Genomic DNA, 26,099 nt, shown 5'->3' on the forward strand with positions numbered 1-26,099 from the left:
TTACCCTCCTCCTTTCTTTTTGTTCATTTCTTGACGCCATTTTTCGTATATTTTTTCAGCAGTATCATACGGATCCTGCTCCATTATTTTTTCGGAGTCTGCTGCCATCTGAAGCGTTTCCTTCAGAATAGGAGCAATCTCATGGGAAAACCGTTCTTTCAGTCTTCGTAGAATTTCTTGCTCCTTCTGACTGATACGTCGTTCGGAGATTAATCCTGAATCAATTAGGTAGTTTCCATGTTTTTCTATGGCCTCTGCAACCTCAACAAGTCCGTGTTTTTCCGTGGAAATGGTTTGAAGGATCGGCGGCTTCCACTTTTCCTCCCGATCCGTAATATGAAGCAAGTCTTCAAGCTCTCCCTTCAGCTGAGGGACACCTGGTAAATCTGCCTTATTAATGATAAATAGATCAGCAATCTCCATAATCCCTGCTTTAAAAGCCTGAATAATGTCTCCTCCAGAAGGATATAAAACGAGTGCGATCGTATCAGCTGTCTTCATAATATCTAGTTCCGCTTGGCCAACCCCTACAGTCTCAACGACAATGTAGTGAAATCCAGCTGCTTGGATTACGCGGACAACATCCTGGCACGCATCCGACAGCCCCCCCAAGCTACCTCTTGTGCCCATGCTTCGGATAAAAACATGGTCATCCTCTTCGTGATCTCGCATTCTTACTCTATCTCCAAGAAGAGCTCCTCCCGAAAAAGGGCTAGTTGGATCTACTGCAATAATGGCAACCTTTTTCCCTTTGCTGCGCCACTTCTGCACAAGCCCATTCACAATGGTGCTTTTACCAGCACCTGGGGAACCTGTTACACCGATGATTTGTGAGTTGTTGTTAACTTTATGTGTTGTTTGTTGTTGCATATGTCCGTAGAGGCGAGACAGGAGGTGACGGTGCTCTGGTGCCCGATCTTCCATTAATGTAATTGCCTTTGCGATAGCTCGGTGATTACCCTTAATGATGTTCTCTACTAAATTATTAATCTCTCGTTCTTCCACCATATCTCACCTCCTAATCGTATTTAATGATCGGTCGCATCATGGGGGATGGTGTTGCCGCATCATGGGGCGACGTTGTTGTTTTCATTAGTAGGAAAAAACTGTCAATCCTGTAACAGCATTTTTGATATAACTAATCGTTGAATCTCGTTTGTCCCTTCGTAAATTTGGGTAATTTTTGCGTCTCGCATATACCGTTCAACAGGGTATTCCTTTGTATAGCCGTAGCCACCAAAAACCTGCACCGCTTCCGTCGTTACCTCCATTGCCGAATCCCCTGCGAACAGCTTAGACATAGCGGATTCCTTTCCATATGAAAAGCCCTTACTTTCACGCCAAGCAGCTTGATAGGTTAGTAGTCTACTGGCTTCCACCTTTGTTGCCATATCTGCTAGCTTAAAGGCTATTCCTTGTTGAGCTCCGATAGCTTTACCGAATTGCTTTCTTTCTTTTGCATAACGAACGGAAGCATCTAATGCCCCTTGCGCAATCCCTACTGCCTGAGCAGCAATGCCGTTCCGACCTCCATCAAGGGTTTTCATTGCGATCTTAAATCCGTCCCCTTCGTTACCAAGAAGATTTTCCTTTGGCACACGACATTGATCAAAGATTATCTCCAATGTAGGAGAGGAACGAATGCCCAGTTTGCTCTCTTTTTTTCCCATTGAAAAGCCTTCTGTTCCTTTCTCTACAATAAATGCGGAGCATCCCTTATGTTTTTTTTCAGTGTCAGGGTCTGTTAAGGCAAAAACTACATATATGTCTGCCTCCCCTGCGTTGGTAATGAAAATTTTTGACCCATTTAAAATATAGTCATCCCCATCTTTTACTGCTGTTGTTCTCATATTCGCCGCATCACTACCAGAACCAGACTCTGTTAAACCATAAGCTCCTAGCTTTGTCCCTTCTGCCATTGGCTTTAAAAACCTCTCCTTTTGCTCCTCCGTTCCGTATGTGTAAATAGGCCATCCAGCTAAAGAAATATGTGCGGATAAGGTGACTCCTGTTGAGGCACATACTCGTGATAATTCTTCCACTGCAATGACATAACTTAAATAGTCGCCACCAATGCCACCATATTTTTCAGGCCAAGGAATCCCTGTTAAGCCTAGCTCTGCCATTTGGTTAAATATCTCTCTATCAAATCTCTCCCATTCATCTCGTTCAGCTGCTGTTGGTTCTACTTCATTCTCAGCAAAATCACGAACCATTTTTCGGATCATTTCTTGTTCATCAGATAATTGAAAATGCATTGTCTACTCCCTCCCATTCCTCCATGTTTCTATTTTTCGAGCATCAATTCTTTTGTAGGTAGATAATAAAGTGTGCACTACATACAACTGGCAATTCTAAATATTCATGATATGTGATAGTGAAGAAGACGGTTTAACGATCGAGATCCTGCGCAATGTTGATTTACAGGCTCATTGGCCACCTTCTACGTGCCTGCAAATTTGCTTTTTTCTTCCTATGTTACTGTAAATGCTGTTTTTCCTATTGCAGGAACAATGGCCGACTCTATACGCCTGCAATCCTCTTTTTCACTTTTGCAGGCTCATTGGCCACCTTCTATACGCCTGCAAATCTCCTTTTCACTTTTGCAGGTTCATTGGCTCGCTTCTATACGCCTGCAAATCTCCTTTTCACTTTTGCAGGCTCATTGGCCACCTTCTATATGCCTGCAATCCTCTTTTTCACTTTTGCAGGCTCATTGGCCACCTTCTATATGCCTGCAATCCTCTTTTTCACTTTTGCAGGCTCATTGGCCACCTTCTATACGCCTGCAAATCTCCTTTTTCCTTTTGCAGGCTCATTGGCGACCTTCTATCGGCCTGCAAACCTCTTTTTGCCATTTGCAGGCTCATTGGCTCGCTTCTATACGCCTGCAAACCTCTTTTTTCCATTTGCAGGAACAATGGCCGACTCTTACTTTCGTCTACTGAAAATAGATGGTTCAGGAGTGGAAGGCGACGACTTAGTGGAATCAGCGCGAGTCGAAAATCCCCTAGCACTTACCGAGTAAGTGCTAGGAAGTTGAGGCCGTGCCCCACGGAAAGCGCCTGCCAGCAACGGATGAACTCCTCTTAGTTAGAATATTTTTTCCCCATGGTGCAAAATCTCCACTTGCATGGACCGTCTATCCTCTTAACAACTCCTTACTTATTACAATGTGCTGGATTTCGTTGGTTCCTTCATAGATTTGTGTTACTTTGGCATCTCGGAAAAATCGTTCTACAGGGTATTCCTTCGTATAGCCGTAGCCACCAAAAACCTGCACCGCTTCTACTGCTACTTCCATCGCTGTGTTGGAAGCAAACATTTTTGCCATCGACGCTTCCTTTATGCATGGCAATCCTTGTTCTCTCAGCATTGCAGCTCGATAGGTTAGTAGTTTTGCTGCCTCCACCTTTGTTGCCATGTCCGCTAACTTAAATGAAATACCTTGCTGCTTGCCAATGGCCACACCAAACTGCTTTCGATCCTTTCCGTATTGAGTTGCCGCCTCTAAGGCTCCTTCCGCAATTCCTAAGGCTTGTGCAGCAATACCGATCCGACCTGCATTTAAATTTGCTAAAGCAATTTTGAAGCCTTCCCCCTCATTTCCTAATCGATTTTCAACAGGAACAACGGCATCATCAAAGGAAATGGACATTGTATTAGAACCTTTTAACCCCATTTTTTTCTCAATAGCACCGTAACGTAAGCCAGGGGTGTTCTTTTCTACTATAAAAGCTGTTACATCGTTGGCTCCATCCCTTGATGGAGTTAGCTCTTCCGTTGAGCTACGAGAACTTGTTTTTGCAAAAACAATGTAGGTGTCTGCCACGCCACCATTTGTTATAAAAACTTTAGTCCCGTTCAGCTTATAATGATCCCTTTGTTTTACAGCGGTAGTCTTTAGATTTGCTGCATCACTTCCAGCACTGGGCTCTGTTAAGGCGAAAGCCCCCAAAAACTCCCCCGATGCAAGCTTTGGAATGAAACGGTTTTTCTGTTCCTCTGTCCCAAAATAGAGAATCGGATTTGTTCCAACAGAAGTGTGTACAGATAGAATGACTCCTACTGTCGCACTAACTCGAGATATCTCCTGAATTGCGATGACGTACGACAAATAATCCATTTCTGCTCCACCGTAAGCTTCAGGAATAGGAATCCCCATTAAACCAAGCTCTCCCATTTCCTTCACAAGCTCCTTTGGAAATACGTCTTCTTTCTCCATTATTGTCACTTGCTTTGCAACCCTATCCTTTGCAAACTGCCGAACCATGTTGCGGAGCATCACTTGTTCCACATTTAATTTGAACTCCATACTGACACCTCCCCTTTTTGGCGTCTATCCTGTAATGTTGCTTCTTCCGTTCCTGCAATTCTCTTTTTTACTCTTTGCAGCAACGCTGGGCACTTCCTCCGTTCCTGCAAATCTCTTTTTCTCTCTTTGCAGCAACATTTTGGGGTTCTTTCTTCCCGCATAGCTACTTTTATCCTATTTGCAGCAACGCTGGGCACTTCCTCTGTTACCGCAAACCTCTTTTTCTCTCTTTGCAGCAACGCTGGACTCTTCCTCTGTTCCTGCAATTCTCTTTTTTACTCTTTGCGGGAACGGGGGATCTTTCCTCCGTTCCTGCAATTCTCTTTTTTACTCTTTGCAGCAACGCTGGACCCTTCCTCCGTTCCTGCAAATCTCTTTTTCACTCTTTGTAGGAACGCTGGACTCTTCCTCTGTGCCTGCAAATCTACCTTTATCCTATTTGCAGTATAATAGAGCCCTACTAGACGTCTAAATATTTACAAATACATAAGAAGTGATAGTAATATAAGAGTAATTTTCATCCCCACAGTCAATTTTCTATTTGTCATAATGGTAAAAGCCTCGCCCTGTTTTTTTCCCAAGCCATCCAGCTGTTACGTACTTCCGCAGCAACGGGCATGGGCGATATTTATCATCTCCGAAGCCTGCATGTAGCGTTTCCATAATAGATAGACATGTATCAAGTCCAATAAAGTCAGCTAGCGTCAGTGGACCCATAGGATGATTCATCCCTAATGTCATTACCTTATCCACATCTGATGGTGTAGCTACTCCTTCATAGACGGAATAAATAGCTTCATTTATCATCGGCATTAGAATTCTGTTGGACACAAATCCAGGGAAATCATTTACCTCCACCGTTGTTTTTCCTAATGATTCAGCTAACTTATTCACAGTCTTGAACACTTCATCTGATGTAGCTAGCCCCCGAATAATTTCTACAAGCTTCATAACTGGGACTGGATTCATAAAGTGCATGCCAATGACCTTGTCTGGCCGGGCAGTTTCTGCAGCAATTTCAGTTATAGGAAGAGAGGACGTGTTGGTTGCAAAAATGGTTCGTGGAGGAGCAAGCTCGTCTAGTTGTCCGAACAAATTTTTCTTCGTTTCCATGTTTTCGATGGCAGCCTCAATGACGATATCAGCATTCTCTGCATACGAAAGCTGATCAGATACCTCTATCCTTCCTAAAATCACTTGCACCTCAGGTTCAGAAAGTCGCCCCTTTTCCACTTGTCTATGAAGACGTTTCTTAATACCTGCAATTCCCCGTTCCACAAACTCCACCTTCAAATCATGAAGAATGACCTCATACCCATGAGCAGCACACACTTGAGCAATTCCTGAGCCCATTTGTCCAGCTCCAATAACCATTATTTTTTTCATTTCCATTACGCCTCCCTCTGTCCACACACCACACATACGTAGAAAAAACAGCCACACATTCAAAGACAACCAAACCTAACTATCGAAACAAATACAGCTACACTTCAATCATTACTGCATCCCCTTGGCCCCCACCACTACAAATGGCAGCAATACCGACGCCACCACCACGACGCTTCAATTCGTATGCAAGTGTCAGGATAATTCTCGTTCCACTAGCACCAATTGGATGACCAAGGGCAACAGCCCCGCCATTCACATTTAGCTTGGACTGATCCAAACGAGCAATTTCTCCACTAACAAGAGATACTGCTGCAAAAGCCTCATTCACTTCAAATAAATCTATATCATATAAGGACTTCCCTGTTTTTTTCAAAAGCTTATTAATGACTAATCCCGGAGTTTTCGGAAAGTTCTCTGGCTCCACCGCCACTTGGGCATGACCTATAATGGTTGCCAATACATCCCGCCCTGTTTTCGATGCCATTTCCTCCTCCATTAAAACAAGAGCCGCAGCACCATCATTGACCCCCGGCGCATTTCCAGCAGTGATTGTTCCATCTGCTCCAAAAACTGGCTTCAGTTTCCCTAGCTTTTCCACTGTGGTATCTGCACGAGGAGATTCATCTTCTTTCACTACAATCGGATCACCTTTTCGTTGCGGAACCTCAACAGGAACAATTTCTTCTGCCAGCTTCCCTTCCTTCATAGCAGCCGTTGCTCTTTGATGACTTTGATACGACCACTGATCTTGCGCCTCACGACTTAGCTGATGCTCCTTTGCCACGTGATTGCCATACGTCCCCATATGAACACCCGTGAACGTACAAGTAAGACCATCGTGAATCATCATGTCATGAAATTTTTGTTCTCCCATTTTAAAACCAAACCTAGCACCCTTCACAAAAAATGGCGCCTGACTCATGGATTCCATTCCACCTGCAACAACTGTTTTATATTCCCCACTTCGGATAAGGAGATCTCCTAATGTGACACTTCGCATACCAGAGGCACATACCTTATTTATCGTTTCCGTCTCTGTATCCCAAGGAATACCAGCAGCATGCATCGCTTGTCGTGATGGAAGCTGTCCCTGTCCTCCTTGTAATACCGTCCCCATGATCACATGCTCCACATCTTCCCCGGTTAGGCTTGCTCGATTCAATGCTTCTTTAATCGCCAGTCCCCCAAGCTGCGGTGCAGAAAATTGAGATAACCCTCCTCCAAGCTTTCCTATAGGTGTTCGTGCTCCACTTACAATGATCGTTTTTCCCATCCCCTTGTCCTCCTTCGATTCATTTATAAAAGAAACCAAACAAAGAAAACTGATCGAACGTTCATTCAGATTACACATAAAATAAAGCGCTTACATTTTAGAACCCTTTTTTCAGCTCAACACTATCTTTCTAACTACCAAACTACCATCTATATACATACCTATTCAGGTACCTGCACATTCATGCTTATGTGCTTCTGGTACCTGAACGCAATACACCCATCACTAAACAATACTCTTCAGACAATGGACAATAGTGAAGCTTCCTTTGTTACGCCACCCTTCACCTTTAGACGTATCCTCTCTATACACACTACTTCTATGAGAATATTCAGAATCCTCCTACTATTACAACCTTTTACAGATTTCCGAAAAGAAAGCCCATGCAGGGCGTAGCCCCTCTTTAGAGATGGGATGAATTTTCGGTAGGCTTTAGCCTAAATTATTGAATAATACGAACGCCTGTGCTATTCTACAAGTAGTACAAATGTTCTTTGAAAACTGAAGATATGGAGTTGTGGCAAGAAGCGATAAATAACGTTTGCCACGTAAAATCTTCAACGTTCGTCCTTAAAATATCGGTTTGATACGACCGACACGGAACGATAAGCACACAAGAGGTCTTTTAGGCTGGCTTGACGAAGTGCCTAGCTATACGCTATACGTCCATTGATGTTCTAAGAGAAACAGGTTAGTGCTTGAGTGGAAACTCTCTCTTTTGAGAGATAAGGGCACTCTTGAAAAGCCTGTCAGTATATTAGAACCCCACTGGCTTTAGTCGTGGGAGTATCAGAGAGATTTTTCTACAATCTCTACAATATCTAACGTTTTAACATCTTCCTCCACTTCCTTCGTTTTCGTCCCATCACTTAACATCGTTAAACAGTAAGGACAGCCACTTCCAATGACAGATGGGGAGACAGCTAACGCTTGCTCCGTTCGCGCCTCATTCACCCGAACACCAGTATCCTCTTCCATCCACATCATGCCACCACCAGCACCACAGCACATGCCATTTTCACGATTCCGTTCCATTTCCACTAATTCAACCCCTGGAATAGCCTTTAAAATCTCCCGTGGAGCATCGTACACATCATTGTAACGACCTAAATAACAGGAATCATGATACACGATTGTTTCCTTTACTTCCTTCGTAGGCTTCAAACGTCCATCACGAATCCATTCAAAAATTAGCTCCGTATGGTGATACACCTCTGCCTCTAATCCAAAATCCGGATACTCATTTTTAAACGTGTTATACGCATGAGGATCCATCGTAACAATTTTTTTCACATTATTTTTCTCAAACTCCTGAATGTTTGCCGTTGCCAGCTCCTGAAATAAAAACTCATTCCCAATACGTCGCGGAGTGTCACCAGAATTCTTTTCCTTGTTTCCAAGAATGGCAAACTTCACGCCAGCCTCATTCATCACCTTCGCAAAGGACTGAACAATTTTTTGACTACGCTTATCAAAGGATCCCATAGAACCAACAAAGAATAAGTAATCAAACTCTTCTCCACGCTTTTTCATTTCCTTCACCGTAGGAACGTCAATATCATCGCGACCATCACGCCAATTTTCCCGTTCCTTTCGATTAATCCCCCACGGATTACCTTGCCTTTCAATATTCGTTATAGCACGCTGCGCCTCCGAATCCATCTTCCCTTCCGTTAAGACAAGATAACGACGCATATCAATAATTTTATCTACATGCTCATTCATGACTGGACATTGATCCTCACAATTACGGCAAGTAGTACATGCCCAAAGCTCCTCCTCCGTAATCACATCGCCAATGAGATTCACATCATACTCTGCCGTAGCAGCCGCCTCATCTCCAGCAACACCAGCCCCTGCAGAAGCAGCAGCTAATTGATTTCCCTTCGTATGATTAAAAGCAAAAGCAGGTAACCACGGCTTTTGAGACGTTACAGCAGCCCCCTTTTCCGTTAAATGATCCCGCATTTTTACAATCAAATCCATCGGCGACAAGAGCTTCCCCGTTCCTGTAGCTGGACACACATTCGTACACCGACCACACTCCACACAAGCATACAAATCCACCAGCTGCTTTTGGTCAAAATCCTCAATCACATTTTTCCCAAACTTCTCCGCATCCTCATTCTCAAAATTGATCGCCTCAAGCTGCCCCTTTTTATGAGTTGGCCCAAGCCAAACATTAGCCGGACCAGCAATTAAATGGGCATGCTTCGATTGAGGAATATAAACGAGGAATACAAGTAAAAACAACAAATGTAGCCACCAAAAAACGAAAAAGCCAGCAGCTGCCACCGTCGGACTAATCCCACTGAAAACGGTTGCAATTCCAGACGCAATAGGCTCCGCCACCGTCGTTTCCTTACCAAGCCAAATCATCTCCATACCCTTCGCAAACAACTTCGACACCATAAGCCCACCAATGAATATAAGTACTAGACCAGCCTTAAAATTACGCTTCAATCGAACAAGCTTCTCCACATACCTACGATGAAACGCCCATATAACCGCAACCAAAATCATCACAACCACAAGCTCCTGGAAAAACGTAAAATATGGATACACAGGCCCAAACGGCAAATGAGAACCAGGAACAAGCCCCTTCCAAATCACATCAATAGCACTAAACTGAACAAGAAGAAACCCATAAAAAAGCATCACATGAATAATCCCACTCTTCTTATCCTTCAACAGCTTCTTCTGACCAAACACCATCGTTACAATAGCCTTCCAACGTTCCTTCACAGACAAAATAAAATTAGCCCTCTCCCCAAGCTTAATATACGCTAGCCGAGACCTCACAAGGGATCCGAATAAATAAACACCATAACCCGTTACAAGCACAAAAAAGATCCAATTCAACATAATTAGCTCCATAAAACATCCCCCTTTCATTCGTAAAAACAAAAGTGCCACCTACAAAATCAAGTGTGAAAGAAGCAACTACCCCTTTGTATGAATATATTCTATTTTCAGAAAACATCCTCATTTAGTTATGATTATAGCACATCCTTTTATGAATGAGTATTCATTCATAAAAGTTTTTTTTCACAGAGAGGAGAATATAATCCTTCGTTCATTCATCAATTGGGACATATTTATTAGATTGATTCCGGTAAAATTGGGAATACTTAATACGTATCTGCGTTTTAAAGCCCTTTTGTAGGACATCTTTTTAGTTATGAAGGATAATGCAACATGTTTTTTACATATATATTTATAAATGGTGTTTTCATTCATCTTGAAGGAGGAATTCGGTGTTCTGGAGTATTTTAGTCATGATTTTATTAGTATTAGTAGCCTGGATTATGATCGATCTTACACTAGGAAAAAAGCAACATAATAAATTAGTTAAAAGTTATGAAGAGCCGCCAATACGTAAAAGTGACGCACACTTTTTTTCCCATGGCGATAAATTGTTTGACCATATGTTCAAGGAAATAGAAAAAGCAACGGACCATATTCATATGCAATTTTATATTTTTCGAGATGACAGCATCGGTACAAAAATGATTGACAATTTAAAGAAAAAATCACGTGAAGGTGTGACTGTTCGGCTTATGGTTGACTGGATAGGATCAAAAATTTCTAAGAAAGCGAGAAAGGAACTGAAGGAAGCAGGCATTATTTTTAAGCGTATCCACGTTCCTTCCTTTCCTTTTTTGTTTTATAGTCTTAATCAAAGAAACCATCGAAAGATTACGGTTATCGACGGAAAAACAGCTTACATTGGTGGCTATAATGTTGGCGATGAATATTTAGGCCGAGATCCAAAGATGGGGCGTTGGCGAGATTATCACCTTTATTTAATTGGCGAAGCAGTAGGAGATTTACAAAAACAATTTCTAATGGATTGGAATAAAGCAAAAGGGGAGTCCGTCTTGTTGAATGACAACTATTTTCCACCATTGATGAAGGGAAAGCTAGATGTGCAAATTGCTCCCACCAATGGCAGTCACATAAAAGAAAAGATGATGTCTCTTCTTAGCAAAGCGAAAAAATCCGTCTTAATTGGTACACCATACTTTATTCCAGGAAAAGAAATGGTAGATGAATTAATTTCTCTTGCCAAAAAAGGAGTCTATGTCCAAATACTCATTCCAAAATATCCTGATCATCCCCTTGTAAAAGATGCTGCATACCCATATTTACAGCCACTCATTGAAGGAGGCGTGGAGGTACGTCAGTTTTACGAAGGGTTTTATCATTCAAAAGCGATCATTATTGATGCAAATATTGTAGACATTGGAACAGCAAATTTCGATAAGCGGAGTTTTCACTTAAATTATGAGGTGAATTGTATCATTCACAATGACGAATGGATACGGGACGTTAAAGAAGAGATCGAAAAAGACTTTTATGAAAGCAGTGAAAAAATTACATTGGATCATATTGAAAAGCGAACACTATTTGAAAAAACAAAGGAAAAGTTTGCTTCTGCCATTTCACCAATCTTATAAATGGTTATGGGTAACACTATTTGATGCGAGATGCTCAGAGGACTCCTTTCCCGTAGCGAAACTCTTCTTTTTCACCTTTTTCGGAAGTCTACTCTGAAAATAAGAAAGAAGACTCGCTATTATTCCCGCATATGGAGAAAAGAAGGTTTGCAGGAATATAGAAGATCGCCTATAAGCTTGCAAATCGGAATAAGCAAGTTTGCGGTAACATTGAAGGTCGCCTATAAGCCTGCAAATCGGAATAAGCAAGTTTGCGGTAACATAGAAGACCGCCTATAAGCCTGCAAATGACGGAAAAACATAAATGCGGGATGAATGCAGCCATTTTTCTTCCCGCAAACGATGGAAAAACATAAATGCGGTAAGAATGAAGCCCCTAGACGCCCGCAAAGCAGTAAAAATCACAAATGCGGGATCCAAGAAGCTTTCTAGACGCCTGCAAAGCAACAAAACCATTAGTAGTGTTAGCATTGAAAGAGTATTTTCATCCCCCATGGTACAAGTTTCTCCTTGTTGGTTGGTCTACCAAGAAATATTTTTTACAAAACTTTACTTAAGAACGACTGTGTTCTTGGATTTTGTGGGTTATCGAAGATTTCACTTGGATTTCCTTCTTCCATAATGACACCTTCATCCATAAAGATAACTCGATCTCCCATTTCTCTTGCAAAGCCCATTTCATGAGTTACGACTACCATAGTCATCCCTTCCTTAGCTAGGTTCTTCATAACGGCTAATACGTCTCCAACTAGCTCAGGATCTAATGCAGAGGTTGGTTCGTCAAATGTTGTATTTTCTTACATTCATTTTGTATAAAAGGCTTTTAAATGTGACGCTATATCCGCATTTTATAATTCATCAAAAAAAGCTTGAGCATGGATATCTCCTCTTCTCAAGCTAAAATTTGCTCCTTGGGGTATGAAAAACAGCCCATTTGTTAAAACTTTTTATCAAAAATTTACACTAAGCTCCTTTAATCTGTTCGTTTTCTTCCTTCTTCCCAATTGGAATGAAGTCCTCTGGGTAATCCTTCATATAAGGAATCTCTTGTCGTACTTGTAAAAGCTCTCTTTTATCCACATTACCGTATATTATTCTCTCCTCCGTTGTAGGAGCCTCCATTAACACTGCTCCATTCGGAGAGATAAATTTGCTTTTTCCACAAGCGCCTTCACCAACAGCATTCACTCCAAGTACATACAAAGAGTTATCTAATGCTCGCGCTGGTAGCTGTATATCCCATCTCGATTCTGCATGGAAGCTCCAAACGGATGGGGCCACAATTAAATCAGCACCGTCTAACGCCAATAATCTTGCTGTTTCAGGAAACTCAATATCGTAACAAATTAATACTCCTACTCTACCTACTTCCGTATTAAAAACGGAATAATGCTTTAATCCAGGAGAAAAAGTACTTCTTTCTGTTCCCCAAAGCATTGATTTTCGATATACTCCACAAATAGTACCGTCAGCATCAATAACTGCTGCAGAAATAAAAATACTTTCCCTTCCTAATTCAAACTTATTTTCTGCTCGTTCAGGAAAAGGAACAATGAAGACAACGTTAAGTTCCATCGCTAATTGCCGGAATAGTGATACTGTTGGTCCGTCCACTGTTTCACTTAACTGCATGAAACGATCTGTATCCATCCCATAACCTGTCACCCATAACTCCGGTAAACAAATGAGCTTTGCACCTTGCGAAGCAGCTTTTCTAGCAAAATGGACAGCTTTCTCACGATTCTCCTCAACTTTACCTTTATGCGATCGCATCTGTATTCCCGCTACCTTAACCATTCCCTTCACCCCCACCAAGATTAATTACTATTATTTATACGGGAGAAGAAGTCATTTGGCAATATATTTTATACAAACTTTACACTAAAATAGCTGTTATGAAACTTAGCAAATAAAGGTCAGGTTAATCATTCATTCCTTCCCACTTCGCTTTCACCACAAGGGTATAAGTGCAACATCTGCTCTGTTTCACTTTCGTTCGCAATCACAGTGTCTTCTTTACCGCGGACAACGCCTCAGTCTCACACTTCTCACACTGTGCCGAAGTGCGGGGTCGCGCGGTCTTCACCTGTTGCTGTTCCCACTGGAGTCTCGTGGGATTCCACTCATTCAAATTGGATTAAAACCACTACCCATTGTCTCGACGGATGAAGCTACAGAGCAACAATATAAATAGGTAGATAATAAAGCGGACACTACAACTGGCAATTCTAAAAATTCATGATATGTGATAGTGAAGAAGACGGCTAAACGATCGAGATCCTGTGCATTGTTGATTTACAGGCTCATTGGCGGCTCTCTATATGCCTGCAAATCTCCTTTTCACTTTTGCAGGCTCATTGGCGGCTCTCTATATGCCTGCAAATCTCCTTTTTCCTTTTGCAGGCTTATTGGCGACCTTCTATACGCCTGCAAACATCTTTTTCCCTTTTGCAGGTTCATTGGCGGCTTCTATATTCCTGCAAACCTTCTTTTCCCTTTTGCAGGCTCATTGACGACTGCAAAAGCTACAAAATCATAAGATGTTATTGCTGTTTCATCCTCCAAAGTACAAATCTTCACTTCCATGACTGTCCACCCCCTTTTTAATAATAATAAATATTTATTTGTAATTATTATGATTATTATAAGAGTTTATTTTTAGAAAAAGATAATGGAATATGCTATAATAAATGTAACGAAAAAAATTTTTTAAAACCTTCATAAAACTTTGTAACAAATAGGTACCTATCACGCATAGACTATTTACAAAGGTAAAAAACGAATATAGTAGACTACAAGATTTATTGCTGACGCCAATTAGGCGTCAGCATTTCTGCTTTTTTAAGGGTAATGAAGATGATTCTATTTCTCAATTAAACGAGGGGGTGTTTCCAAATGGAAACTCAAACGAACAACGTCCGACCATCTTCCTTCATCATTGATTGCTGTCACCGGGCAACAAATAGTATTTCTATGCATCGTCAGCTCTTTTTTTCATTGCTAGGTGGAGGTTTCCTACTTATCGGCTATATTCTCGACCAGCAGCAACTATCAACCGCAGCCATAATACTGTATGCTATGTCATACGTCATTGGAGGTTACTTCAAAGCAAAAGAGGGGATTCTCGATCTCATTAACGATCGATCATTAAACGTCGAAATTCTTATGATGCTTGCTGCAATAGGTGCTGCATCAATCGGTTATTGGGGTGAGGGAGCTATCCTCATTTTCATCTTCTCCCTTAGTGGAGCAATGGAAACTTACACGTGGCAAAAAAGCGAGAAAGACTTATCCAATCTTATTGAAATGGCTCCAGATAAAGCTACCGTAATAGATGAAAACGGCAATATGCTATCAGTATCTGTGGACGAAATAGAAATTGGAAACAAGGTTATAGTAAAGCCTGGGGAACGAATACCTGTTGATGGAACAGTGTTAACTGGAGAAACTACTGTGGACGAATCAACATTAACCGGAGAACCTCTACCTGTTGAAAAAACGAAAGGTAGTCTCATTTTCAATGGAACGATGAATGGCAAAGGGTCCATGACAGTTGAAGTGACAAAAAGGAATGTTGATTCTCTTTTCCAAAAAATGATTCAGTTAGTTAAGCAAGCAAAATCTGAACGTCCTCCTACACAACAGTGGATTGAAAAAGTAGAAGGACCTTATGTTATTATCGTCCTAACATTTGTAGCTCTTATGCTTATCGTACCTTATACAATTTTCGGCTGGAACTTTCAAGATACATTTTACCGAGCAATGGTCCTTCTCGTTGTAGCATCTCCATGCGCTGTGGTCGCTTCCGTTATGCCTGCATTATTATCAGCCATTTCAACTGGTGCACGAAACGGCATACTTATGAAGGGCGGTGTATTTTTAGAGCAGCTCTCAAAGTCTGATGTGATAGCTTTCGATAAAACAGGAACAATCACAACTGGTGTACCAGAAGTTACTGACGTTTTTTTACAAGAAGAGGCTGACGAAAGCTACGTCTACAGCGTAGTTACGGCAATAGAACAGCAGTCGAATCATCCTCTAGCCAAAGCTTTAGTTCAGTTTTCACAATCTAAGGCTGATAAAAAGCTTCCTATAGTGGAGACTATTCACGATGTTACTGGCTACGGAGTTGAAGCAACGATTGATCACTGTCGTTGGGCTATTGGTAATTGGGCGCTAATGAAGCGAACAAACACAGGTCCATTAACCGACGAATGGTGCCAACGAGAAAAAATCTGGCAAAAGGAAGGAAAAACGGTTGTCTATGTTTCGAAAGATGAAGAGGTAGTAGCTTCTTTTGCAGTAAAAGATCAGGTTCGATCGGACGCAAAGGAAACATTGAAAGCTCTTCATGATATGGGAATAAAAACAGTCATGATTACTGGAGATCACGAGGCGACAGCTGCATCTATTGCAAAAGAAGCAGGGGTTGACGATTGGATTGCAGAATGTCTCCCTGAGCAAAAGGTACATGAAGTAGATCGCTTAAGAAAGAAGTATGATTCAGTGATAATGGTTGGAGACGGAGTAAACGATGCTCCTGCCCTAGCGAAGAGTCATATTGGAGTTGCAATGGGCTCAGGTACAGACATTGCTATCGATACAGCCGATCTCGTTCTTATGAAAAGTGAATTAAATAAAATCAGGTTTTCATTGGAGCTTTCTAAGCGTATGAATCGAATTATTAAACAAAATTTGATATTCTCCATTTCAATTATTGTCATACTTATAGCCGCTAACTTCGCCCAAAGCTTAACACTTCCACTAGGCGTAATCGGTCACGAAGGTAGTACCATTCTCGTTATTTTAAACGGATTACGTCTGTTGAAGGCGTAGAATAAAGGATGGAATAGATAAAAACATAATTAAATTTTTGCAAAAGGTGAAAAAACCGAGCAGAGGAAAGTTTTGCCCGGTTTTTTCAATTTAACAGCGACTTTTTCTACGGATTCATTCTACATAGCTATATTGATTTTCTGCCTTTCTCATAAAATCCTTCAAGATATGGTTTAAAGCGTGAACCTTTTTTGTTGGTACTTGATGTGCAGTGTTACCGACAAGGATCATGGATACATCTCCTGCAATATATTGTTGAAATAAGTGACGATAATGATGAACATAATCATCCCGCTGCCCATAAATAAGGAGAACAGGGCAATGTATCCCTTTAAGGCGATCAGTTGCTTTATATTTTAGCCCCATTCGATAATACTCCTCTAAAAATTCAGGAGAAACTTGTTTTACATAGTCAGAAAGATCCTTTCTCTTTTCTGGCTTTTTTTCATGAGCAAAAGCTAATACATTTGCAATTAGTGTCATTAGTTTTTTATCCGTCGCCCAAATACCTAATTTAAATTCGTTTCGTAGTAAAAAGCTGTTCACCTCAGGAAATCCACCAATTAATACGATTCCCTTTATACGATCGGGGAAGGAAATGGCAAGCTCTTGAACAACTGAACCCCCATTAGAATAACCACAAATATACGCTTGCTGGATTCCACACTCATCTAGGACACGCACTACATCCTCTGCAACAATATACATGGATAATTCCCTATCATCCGTCCCACTTCGGCCATTCCCCCTCAAATCCACAGTGATAACTGTAAATTGAGATTGTAAGCCATCCTTCTCTCCGCGAAACGTTACATGTCCCATTCCTGGAGGATGAATAAACACAATAGGTGGACCATTCCCTGCTACTTCATAATATATCGGAGCTTTGGTTTCATCTTTAGTAATTGGCACGTTTATCACCCACAGCTGAATTTTTATCTAACTAGTGCTATTTTGTGTGAATTTTAGTGGAATCATGCAAAACTCAAACTTAAAAACACCGCATCCCAGTATCAGGATGCGGCGTAGTACATCATTTCTATCATTACATCTTTTCAGGAGCAACAACACCAACTAGCTTCAGTGCATTTGCCAAAGTACTGCGCACCGCTTCCATTAAAGCTAGTCGAGCTTTCGTTAATTCTGCATCATCTTCGTTGATTACTTTCTCCGCGTTGTAAAAACTGTGAAGGCTTTGTGCAAGGTCATATACATAGTTCGCCATACGATGTGGCGCTCTTTTTTTTGCTGCATCTGTTACCGCTTCAGGATACTCGCCAACTTTTTTCATCAATTCAAGTTCTTTTTCAGAGGTTAAGCGACTGAAGTTTGCATTTGATTCTGCCATGTACCCAAGATCAGCGGCTTGTCTAAGCATACTGCAAATGCGTGCATGGGCATATTGTACATAGTAAACTGGGTTTTCTGTTGACTGTGATTTAGCCAAATCCATGTCAAAATCTAAATGAGTGTCTGCTGCACGCATTGCGAAGAAATAACGTGTAGCATCAATGCCTACCTCTTCCATTAGATCACGCATCGTTACCGCTTTACCTGTACGTTTACTCATTTTCACCTTTTCTCCATTTTCAAAAAGGTTTACCATTTGGATAATCTGCACGTCGAGCTGTTCTTTATTGTAGCCTAATGCTTGAATGGCAGCTTTCATTCGAGGAATATAGCCGTGATGATCTGCTCCCCAAATATTAATTAATTCGTCAAAACCTCTGGCAAACTTATCTTTATGGTACGAAATATCTGGTGTTAAATACGTATAAGAGCCATCACTTTTTACAAGAACACGATCCTTGTCGTCACCATACACTGTGGAACGGAACCATACAGCACCATCCTCCTCATATGTTTCTCCACGATTGTCTAATTCACCAAGAATATCTTTCACTTTTCCAGTTGTATATAAGGATGTTTCGGAGTACCAATTATCAAAGTTTACTCGAAAATCAGCAAGATCCTCCTGTAACTTGTCTAGTTCACGCTTTAGTCCGTACTCACGAAAGAAAGCTAACCGTTCTTTTTCAGGTGTATCTTTAAATCTTTCCCCGAAAGTTTCTACAATTTCATTAGCGAATCCGATAATGTCTTGTCCATGATAACCGTCCTCCGGCATGTCCATTTGCTGTCCTAGAGCTTGAAAGTAACGAGCTTCAATAGAACGCGATAAGTTATCAATCTGATTCCCTGCATCATTTATATAGTATTCTCTCGCAACCTCATAGCCTGCTTTTTCTAAAATATTACATAGTGAATCTCCTACCGCTGCCCCTCTTGCATGTCCGAGATGAAGGGTTCCTGTAGGATTCGCAGAAACAAACTCCACTTGAATTTTCGTTCCTTTTCCGAAATCCGTATTACCATATGCATCTCCTTTATCAAGGACAGTTGCAATTACGTCAGATAAGTAGTCTTGTTTCATAAAGAAATTAATAAAACCAGGCCCTGCAATTTCAACCTTATTAACACTTGCTTTTTCTTTATTAAAATGGTTTACAATATCATCTGCAATCATTCGTGGTGCCTTTTTAGCGATTCTAGCTAATTGCATCGCCATATTTGTTGCGTAATCCCCATGTTCCTTCTCCTTTGGTGATTCGATAACAACAGATGGCATATTTTCATCATTAGCTAAGCCGGCACTTTTAACTGCAGCAATAATCTCATTTTTCAATTGTTCCTTTAATTTTTCCACTTGGTTCATTTATCTTTCTACCTCCTTAAATTTCACCTGCATTTCGTAATTCCCTGCTTTTGAACCTTGTAATCGTAAAGAATATCGAAGCTTTAGTGAACCTTGGTGCTTCTCGTTATCCCAATTGAATACAATTTCTTTCGTCTTTGTCTCCATTGTCATTATGCCGAACGGACTCTGATATGTCCCCTCTGTACTTATACCTGAAACAAATCGTTGATTCATTGTTACAGCACCTTTTCGTAACACGATTAGTTCATTTTTTTGAATTTTCATGGTTTGCATTGTCGTCTTATTTTGCCCTTCTTGGAGAGGCTCTTGGAATCGTAAAAACATAGCAGATCCCTTATGGAATATGTGACCCTTCGCATTCAACTCTGTCGTATCTTTTTGTGACCCATCCCTAATTGTTGTTTTCATCTTTATCTGAATGGGCTTGCCCTTTGTTGAAGCCATTGTTAAATCACCCCAAATTATGTAATGCATTGTCGGTCATTATAATAACTTATGTATTATATCTAAAAATGCCTATCTTCTTCAAGCTTTTCCTAATTTTCTTCTTTTTTTACTTCTATAATTTTTTTTATTTCATAATTTAAACTTGCTTGCATGGGCGGTGTAACCTGAAAACAGAAGCATATTTTAGATTACAATAACGGAGCATGAGGGAGTTTTAGCGTGAGATCGAATCAGGGAAAATTGAAGATGGCACAAAAGTATCTGGTTCATTCCCTGAGCATGATCGTGGCTGAAGGTGAGATTGAACCAGGGGAAATTCGATGTTGGTTCAGTTGAAGCTGGTTCAATATAACTAGGGAAGAATAAAACATATAGAGAGGTATGTCTACTCTGAAAATGCAAAAGAAGACTTGCTATTGTTCCCGCAAATGGTGGAAAAATAAAAATACGGTAAGAATGAAGTCGCTATTCTTACCGCAAACGGCGGAAAAACAAAAATGCAGTAAGGATGAAGTCGCTATTGTTCCCGCAAACGATGGAACAACAAAAATGCAGGATGATAGAAACCTCCTATCTTACCGCAAACTGTATGAGATTGGAAATGGGGGAAGATTAGTATACCTTAAAAAGAACATTTTCATCCCTCACGGTGCAAATGTTCACTTCCATGGGGAGTCTGCCCTATTCCTCTGTTCCCGCAAATCTCTTTTTACCCTTTGCAGCAACGCTGGATTCTTCCTCTGTGCCTGCAAACCTCTTTTTTACCCTTTGCAGCAACGCTGGACTTTTCCTCTGTTCCCGCAAACCTCTTTTTCTCCCTTTGCAGCAACGCTGGACACTTCCTCCGTTCCCGCAAACCTCTTTTTCTCCCTTTGTAGCAACGCTGGATTCTTCCTCTGTGCCTGCAAATCTCTTTTTTACCCTTTGTAGCAACGCTGGATTCTTCCTCCGTTCCCGCAAACCTCTTTTTTACCCTTTGTAGCAACGCTGGATTCTTCCTCCGTTCCTGCAAATCTCTTTTTCTCCCTTTGCAGCAACGCTGGACACTTCCTCTGTGCCTGCAAATCTCTTTTTCTCCCTTTGCAGCAACGCTGGACACTTCCTTTGTGCCTGCAAACCTCTTTTTTACCCTTTGCAGCAACGCTGGATTCTTCCTCCGTTCCCGCAAACCTCTTTTTCTCCCTTTGCAGCAACGCTGGACACTTCCTCTGTTCCCGCAAACCTCTTTTTCTCCTTTTGCAGCAACGCTGGACACTTCCTCTGTTCCTGCAAATCTCTTTTTCTCCCTTTGCAGCAACGGAGCTCCTTCCTTCCTTCCCTATTAAGCTTCTGTTAAATCCTTTACGAATCTCGGTAATACAAATGCCGCTTTATGAATTTCTTTCGTAAAATACTTCGTATCAATCTCGTGAAAACGTTCGTCCGAGACTTGTAGAGGGTCATATTTTTTTGACCCTAGCGTAAAGGTCCATAACCCGCTTGGATAGGTTGGTATGTTGGCAGTATATAAACGAGTAATTGGAAAGGTCTCTTTCACATCCTTGAAGGCATTTTTAATAACCTCTTGGTGGAACCATGGATTATCCGTTTGTGCTACAAATATACCATCTTCCTTTAATGCCTTTGAAATACCTTCATAAAAACCTTTCGTGAATAGGTTTACAGCTGGTCCAACCGGTTCCGTAGAGTCTACCATAATGACATCATACTTATTTTCACACTGAGCAATATGCATAAAGCCATCATCCACTTTTACTTCTACACGAACATCATCAAGTTTACCAGCAATTGTAGGTAAGTATTGTTTGGAGTAATCAATAACCTTCCCATCAATATCGACGAGTGTAGCTTTTTCTACTTCAGGATGCTTTAATATTTCTCTTATAACTCCACCGTCGCCCCCTCCCACAACAAGTACTTGCTTCGGATTAGGATGAGTAAAAAGAGGAATGTGGGCTACCATTTCGTGATAGACAAACTCATCCTTTTCTGTGGTCATTACCATTCCATCTAGGATTAACATATTCCCAAATTCCGCTGTCTCCACCATTTCTAGATCTTGAAAATCTGTTTTTTCACTAACATACGTTTGCTTTAATCGCATTGTTATACCAAAGTCCTTCGTTTGCTTTTCTGTAAACCATGATTCCATAATTGTCACCTCATTTTATACATTCACTATGTCCATAAATTACAAACACCCATTTATTTTTTTCTCAATGATTGCCACTATTCACTACACTTTATCTTCATCAAAATATAGCTATTTTATCCCCAGTAACATGGATAGGTATACCCATTCATTTTTCTACAAAAATCTTTTCACTCCCCATAGTATATAGCCCTACTATTTGTGGAAAACTGTGGTAATAAATCCCGGGAATTGAGAGGGTGAAAAGTAGTGGAAGTTTTAACTAGAACGCAGTACAGAAAGAAAAAACGTCTTTGGAGAAGACTATTTCAATATTCCATACTCTTCATTGCCCTTGGTCTAGGTGTAGCTGCAGCAGTAGTGACATACGCTTACCAAATGGAGGCTCCTACATTATCTGTGCCAGAGACCACCGTCATTTATTCCTCCAACGATGATGTCATTGGAGAGATGCATTACGGTCAAAATCGGCACTGGATTCCTTTGGAGCATATGGGTGACGCTATTATTGAAGCCACATTAGCTATTGAGGATCGGCGCTTTTATGATCATTACGGCTTTGATTTTTTTAGGATCGGTGGTGCCGTAGTAACTAATTTGAGAACAAGCTCAATGGCTCAAGGAGCTAGTACGATAACTCAGCAATATGCACGAAATTTATACTTAAGCCATGATAAAACATGGTCAAGGAAATGGAATGAAGCATTTTATGCGCTACGTCTTGAGCTTCACTATCCCAAAAATGAGATTTTAGAAGGGTATTTAAATACTATTTATTATGGACACGGCGCATATGGAATTGAGGCTGCTGCAAACCTTTATTTCCAAAAAAACGCTGAGGATTTAACAATAGCAGAAGCTGCTTTACTAGCTGGAATTCCTAAAGGACCAAGTATTTATTCTCCCTTTATCAATGAAGATCGAGCAAAAGAAAGGCAAGAGATAGTACTCTACTCTATGGCAGAGTCAGGCTTTATTTCACAGTCACAAATGGAAAGTCTTGCGTCAGAACCTTTAACCTTCCCTACAAATGATGATATTAAAGCGAAAAAAATTGCTCCTTATTTTCAGGACGAAGTAATGAAGTGGTTGACAAATGACTTTAGTTTAGACCCTGCACTCCTAGAATCAGGTGGCTTAGAAATACATACAACTTTAGATAGTGACTTACAAAAAATGGCTGAAAAGTGGGTCAGCGAAAAGCTAGGTGAGGAAGGAGAGCTACAGACTGCTCTTGTTGCACAAGATCCACAAAATGGAAAAGTACGAGCCCTAATTGGTGGAAGAGATTATGAAGAAAGTGAGTTTAATCGTGCCACACAAGCTAAAAGGCATCCTGGTTCAACCTTTAAGCCATTTTTATATTACGCTGCATTGGAAAATGGTTTAAGACCAAATTCTATGCTAAAAAGTGAGGAAACAATTTTTCTATTTGATGAAGGAAGAGGAGAGTACGATCCTGGTAACTTCAATCATCGTTATGCTGATGATTACATTACGATGCTTCATGCATTAGCAGTTTCAGATAATATTTTTGCTGTAAAAACACATTTTTTATTAGGGTTTGAAACATTAAAACACACTGCACATCGATTTGGTATTGAAAGTGAGCTAGAACTCCTTCCCTCCTTAGCACTTGGTGCTAGCGATGTTGGCATTTTGGAAATGACAAATAGCTATAATGCTTTTGCAAATGGAGGTTATCGAGTTAAGCCTCACTTTGTAGAAAAAGTAGTGGATCGTGATGGGAATATATTGTACGAAGCTGAGCCTACTCAAGAGAAACGTTTTAATCCTGACCTCATTTCTGTTATGAACAATATGATGCAGGGAATGTTTGAACCGGAAATGAGTGATCCTAGTTATGCGTATGTTACAGGAGATAGTATATCGCAATATTTCGATCGACCAATTGCTGGAAAAAGTGGATCAAATGAGAAGAATAGTTGGATGATTGGCTACACACCTCAGCTTATTACAGGTGTTTGGGTAGGATACGACAGAGGAAAAGACCTAGAACCTGGAGATGCTAATCACCCTAAGGCTATTTGGGCAAGGTTTATGCAAGAGGCCTTACAAGATGAAATGAAGCTTCCTTTTGAAAAAACAGATAACGTGGTAGAAATAGAAATTAACCCAATCACTGGTCTACTGGCAACAGAGGATTGTCCTGTGAGCCGTCCCACATATTTTTATGCTGGAACAGAACCAACGGAATATTGTACGGTGCATATAGAAGATGATGAAAAAGAAGAGGATAGAGTTTTTGACAAACATCAGAAAAAGGAAGAGGAAAAACGAGAAAAATGGTTAGATCGTTTCCTTGATTGGATTAACTAAAGGAATTTGCATTTACCAGGTGGAAGATCTCATCTACAAATTATGAAAGCTTGGGTTCATGCGGCTGTACCCAAGCTTTTTCGTTTTACGCTTTTTGAAAATACCATCGATAATATAAACGTGATACATAGTACGTGACCCAAATTGTTATAAAGCTCCAGTACCAACGCCATTTTGGATACTTAATAAGATTTGTATACTTCACTGCATAAATTTCAAACACAACAATAAGACCTGTGTGAAATAAGTAATACAAGCATTTTATAAAACTGTTGCGTTTTTCTGGATAATTGACATTAAAAATAGCACACAAGGCGGGATAGACAAAGTATTCAAATGTGAAGCTTGCCTTATTTGCCTTTTTAAAAATCCGTACGGGATATTTTATTAGTCCTTTTTCAACGACAATAAGACCAAATATCCACGTAATAATCTGTTTAAAAAGAAATGAAAGGTGTGCTTCTCTTATTTTTTTCCGTGGAATAAAGACTAGGAGTAATATACATGTAACAATCCATGATAAGGCTAAAATTTTCTTTTCCTTTTTATATCTTACTAACCGCACGATGTCTCCCTCACTTCCACTTTTATTCTATTTGTTATAGTGGACAAAAACAGGTTTTCTATACTGGAAAAGAAGGAAGTCGGAGAGGAAGAATCTCGTCTTTGAGCTTACATATAGGTTCAATGAGCATTTTTAGACTTTCTATGATCCTAATATGTTGTTCTATGAGCAAATTTCTCCACTGTATGAGTTTTCCAATTCTATAGGCAAGCTTGCGGTCTTTTGCGAATCTTCTACTTTCACTATACCGATTCGCACCTTTGCGCACGAGTTTATCGAGAAGCAGATGGCACCTGGAGCTTGCCGCTGTTTTGACAAGTTATCCATACTAGGAAATTATAAAATTTCCTAAACAATAAAAAAAGAACGCGAAGGAAATAGTTCTCCTCCGCATTCTTTTTGTCTTAGTATTCCTTTTTTATGAGTCAAATTTAGTTTACGACGGGAAAAAACTATTTGCAAGGTGTTAACGCGTTGTTCACAATTCGTTCACAAATAGTTCAAAATTCCAAACCCCTTTAGCCATGTAGTAAGAAATAACTCACCACTTATAAAGGTACATTAGACGGACAAATCTTCTTTTAATTGATCATCAGAACGATTCCACATATCCTCATCAAAGTTCTTTAAATAATCCGTAAGAATTTCTTTTGAACGATCATCCATTTGAGAAACAAGAATTCTTCCTTTTAATGATCTATCCATATTGTTCACATGCTCCGGGAAGTTTTTATATCCCCGACGAATTTCACGATCTACCGTCATTTCACATGCACCAACGCCTGTATAAGCTGGTCCTCCATTTTTCTGATCTACTGTTACCCAAACGAGCCAGTACGGTCTTCCATTTGGAACTTCCTCTTTGTTATGAAGAAATTTGATTCCTTTTTCCACCGCACTCCTAGCGTGTAAAGCACCCATATCTACATACGCTTCCCCTGCTTCCACATCAACAAATACGGGAGAAACATTATTTAAATTTAAAACACCAGCACCGTATCCTCCATGACCGTCTGTAGAATCGGAGCTCAAAATATTAAAGCCTTGTCCTCGCTTTTTCTCATCCTTTTTCTTATCAAATAAGTCCACTATCTATCCCTCTCTTTCATTCAACTTCACTTCTTCTCAGTTTATCACATTTCTTTTTTACGATGCACATATTGGAAACTACGTTCTGCCTCTTTCATTAATTTTTGCAGGAAAAAGGTGAAACTTGTGGAATAATATAAATGTAAAAGGTGTTATTATGTATGAACAATTATAATTGATATTATGAAAGGTGGACTTAACTTTATGCCAATTGTCACAGTTAAATTACTAGAAGGTCGTTCCGATGAGCAAAAAAAAGCATTAGTTGAAAAAGTAACGGCTGCAGTTTCTGAAACAACGAATGCTCCAAAGGAAAAGGTAGCTGTTATTATTGAAGAAATGTCTCCTAGCCATTATGGTGTAGCAGGTAAACGAATCAGCGACGTTTAAGAACACGAAATAATCATAGGACACTACACCAAATAAAGATGTGCATTCAAAAAGAAAGACTGACAATTTTATTTTTGTCCGTCTTTCTTTTCGAATGTTATATAGTGATTCAATTAATTTTAAG

The 26,099-nt window shown here is 40.4% G+C and carries 23 protein-coding genes and 1 pseudogene; 6 read left to right on the forward strand and 18 right to left on the reverse strand.

What is annotated here, in order from left to right:
- Positions 1–1,008, reverse strand: a complete 1,008-nt coding sequence (meaB, locus tag QA612_RS07595) for a methylmalonyl Co-A mutase-associated GTPase MeaB (RefSeq protein ID WP_278283190.1) — start codon at positions 1,006–1,008, stop codon at positions 1–3.
- 101 nt (positions 1,009–1,109) lie between these two features.
- Positions 1,110–2,258: an acyl-CoA dehydrogenase gene (locus QA612_RS07600; RefSeq protein ID WP_278283191.1), complete on the reverse strand. Its 1,149-nt coding sequence runs from the start codon at positions 2,256–2,258 to the stop codon at positions 1,110–1,112.
- A gap of 155 nt (positions 2,259–2,413) precedes the next feature.
- On the opposite strand from QA612_RS07600, the gene QA612_RS07605 reads away from it, so the two are divergent.
- Complete coding sequence (locus QA612_RS07605; RefSeq protein WP_278283192.1) at positions 2,414–3,028, forward strand: hypothetical protein; 615 nt, start codon at positions 2,414–2,416, stop codon at positions 3,026–3,028.
- A gap of 114 nt (positions 3,029–3,142) precedes the next feature.
- Here the strand turns inward: QA612_RS07605 and QA612_RS07610 are convergent, their stop codons facing one another.
- The 6 genes from QA612_RS07610 to QA612_RS07635 form a co-directional block, all read right to left on the reverse strand.
- On the reverse strand, positions 3,143–4,315 hold the full coding sequence (locus tag QA612_RS07610; protein WP_278283193.1) for an acyl-CoA dehydrogenase: 1,173 nt from the start codon (positions 4,313–4,315) through the stop codon (positions 3,143–3,145).
- A complete protein-coding gene (locus QA612_RS07615; protein ID WP_278283194.1) occupies positions 4,300–4,581 on the reverse strand; it encodes a hypothetical protein in 282 nt (93 codons plus the stop codon). The genes QA612_RS07610 and QA612_RS07615 overlap by 16 nt, the downstream gene beginning before the upstream one ends.
- Positions 4,582–4,590: 9 nt before the next feature.
- Positions 4,591–4,737: a hypothetical protein gene (locus QA612_RS07620; protein ID WP_278283195.1), complete on the reverse strand. Its 147-nt coding sequence runs from the start codon at positions 4,735–4,737 to the stop codon at positions 4,591–4,593.
- A gap of 115 nt (positions 4,738–4,852) precedes the next feature.
- Complete coding sequence (locus QA612_RS07625) at positions 4,853–5,707, reverse strand: 3-hydroxybutyryl-CoA dehydrogenase (protein ID WP_278283196.1); 855 nt, start codon at positions 5,705–5,707, stop codon at positions 4,853–4,855.
- Between the two features lie 91 nt (positions 5,708–5,798).
- Positions 5,799–6,977 carry an acetyl-CoA C-acetyltransferase gene (locus QA612_RS07630; protein WP_278283197.1) on the reverse strand — a complete coding sequence of 393 codons (1,179 nt, stop codon included), beginning with the start codon at positions 6,975–6,977 and terminating at the stop codon, positions 5,799–5,801.
- A gap of 789 nt (positions 6,978–7,766) precedes the next feature.
- Positions 7,767–9,854, reverse strand: a complete 2,088-nt coding sequence (locus tag QA612_RS07635; RefSeq protein WP_278283198.1) for a (Fe-S)-binding protein — start codon at positions 9,852–9,854, stop codon at positions 7,767–7,769.
- 380 nt (positions 9,855–10,234) lie between these two features.
- Here QA612_RS07635 and cls point away from each other — a divergent pair, with 380 nt between their 5' ends.
- Positions 10,235–11,437, forward strand: coding sequence for a cardiolipin synthase (gene cls / locus QA612_RS07640; protein ID WP_278283199.1), 1,203 nt, complete (start codon positions 10,235–10,237; stop codon positions 11,435–11,437).
- A gap of 273 nt (positions 11,438–11,710) precedes the next feature.
- Here cls and QA612_RS07645 read toward each other — a convergent pair whose 3' ends face one another.
- From QA612_RS07645 to QA612_RS07655, 3 genes and pseudogenes are all read right to left on the reverse strand, one after another.
- Complete coding sequence (locus QA612_RS07645; RefSeq protein WP_278283200.1) at positions 11,711–11,932, reverse strand: hypothetical protein; 222 nt, start codon at positions 11,930–11,932, stop codon at positions 11,711–11,713.
- 44 nt (positions 11,933–11,976) lie between these two features.
- Positions 11,977–12,222, reverse strand: a pseudogene (locus QA612_RS07650) (peptide ABC transporter ATP-binding protein); the annotation flags it as partial.
- A gap of 178 nt (positions 12,223–12,400) precedes the next feature.
- Positions 12,401–13,234 (reverse strand): nitrilase-related carbon-nitrogen hydrolase, encoded by an 834-nt coding sequence (locus QA612_RS07655; protein WP_278283201.1) that lies wholly within the window; start codon positions 13,232–13,234, stop codon positions 12,401–12,403.
- Between the two features lie 454 nt (positions 13,235–13,688).
- Here QA612_RS07655 and QA612_RS07660 point away from each other — a divergent pair, with 454 nt between their 5' ends.
- On the forward strand, positions 13,689–13,976 hold the full coding sequence (locus QA612_RS07660; RefSeq protein ID WP_278283202.1) for a hypothetical protein: 288 nt from the start codon (positions 13,689–13,691) through the stop codon (positions 13,974–13,976).
- 356 nt (positions 13,977–14,332) lie between these two features.
- A complete protein-coding gene (locus tag QA612_RS07665) occupies positions 14,333–16,273 on the forward strand; it encodes a heavy metal translocating P-type ATPase (protein ID WP_278283203.1) in 1,941 nt (646 codons plus the stop codon).
- 114 nt (positions 16,274–16,387) lie between these two features.
- On the opposite strand, the gene QA612_RS07670 is transcribed toward QA612_RS07665, so the two are convergent.
- From QA612_RS07670 to speE, 5 genes are all read right to left on the reverse strand, one after another.
- On the reverse strand, positions 16,388–17,185 hold the full coding sequence (locus tag QA612_RS07670) for an alpha/beta fold hydrolase (RefSeq protein WP_278283204.1): 798 nt from the start codon (positions 17,183–17,185) through the stop codon (positions 16,388–16,390).
- A gap of 133 nt (positions 17,186–17,318) precedes the next feature.
- Complete coding sequence (argS, locus tag QA612_RS07675; RefSeq protein ID WP_278283205.1) at positions 17,319–18,989, reverse strand: arginine--tRNA ligase; 1,671 nt, start codon at positions 18,987–18,989, stop codon at positions 17,319–17,321.
- The gene (locus QA612_RS07680) at positions 18,990–19,436 is read right to left on the reverse strand and encodes a YwiB family protein (protein ID WP_278283206.1); all 447 of its coding nucleotides are present in this window, start codon (positions 19,434–19,436) and stop codon (positions 18,990–18,992) included.
- A 712-nt stretch (positions 19,437–20,148) separates the two neighbouring features.
- On the reverse strand, positions 20,149–20,736 hold the full coding sequence (locus QA612_RS07685) for a hypothetical protein (RefSeq protein ID WP_278283207.1): 588 nt from the start codon (positions 20,734–20,736) through the stop codon (positions 20,149–20,151).
- Positions 20,737–20,760: 24 nt separating this feature from the next.
- Complete coding sequence (gene speE, locus QA612_RS07690; RefSeq protein WP_278283208.1) at positions 20,761–21,591, reverse strand: spermidine synthase; 831 nt, start codon at positions 21,589–21,591, stop codon at positions 20,761–20,763.
- A 249-nt stretch (positions 21,592–21,840) separates the two neighbouring features.
- Between speE and QA612_RS07695 the strand changes: the two genes are divergently transcribed.
- On the forward strand, positions 21,841–23,931 hold the full coding sequence (locus QA612_RS07695; protein WP_278283209.1) for a transglycosylase domain-containing protein: 2,091 nt from the start codon (positions 21,841–21,843) through the stop codon (positions 23,929–23,931).
- Positions 23,932–24,016: 85 nt separating this feature from the next.
- Here QA612_RS07695 and QA612_RS22485 read toward each other — a convergent pair whose 3' ends face one another.
- The gene (locus QA612_RS22485; protein ID WP_347568862.1) at positions 24,017–24,496 is read right to left on the reverse strand and encodes a CBO0543 family protein; all 480 of its coding nucleotides are present in this window, start codon (positions 24,494–24,496) and stop codon (positions 24,017–24,019) included.
- 561 nt (positions 24,497–25,057) lie between these two features.
- Positions 25,058–25,585 (reverse strand): YwhD family protein, encoded by a 528-nt coding sequence (locus QA612_RS07700; protein WP_278283210.1) that lies wholly within the window; start codon positions 25,583–25,585, stop codon positions 25,058–25,060.
- 204 nt (positions 25,586–25,789) lie between these two features.
- Here QA612_RS07700 and QA612_RS07705 point away from each other — a divergent pair, with 204 nt between their 5' ends.
- Positions 25,790–25,975, forward strand: coding sequence for a 2-hydroxymuconate tautomerase (locus QA612_RS07705; protein WP_278283211.1), 186 nt, complete (start codon positions 25,790–25,792; stop codon positions 25,973–25,975).
- The last annotated feature ends 124 nt before the right edge of the window (positions 25,976–26,099 follow it).

Source organism: Evansella sp. AB-P1 (genome assembly GCF_029688925.1).
In the GTDB taxonomy this organism is placed as follows: domain Bacteria; phylum Bacillota; class Bacilli; order Bacillales; family Salisediminibacteriaceae; genus Evansella.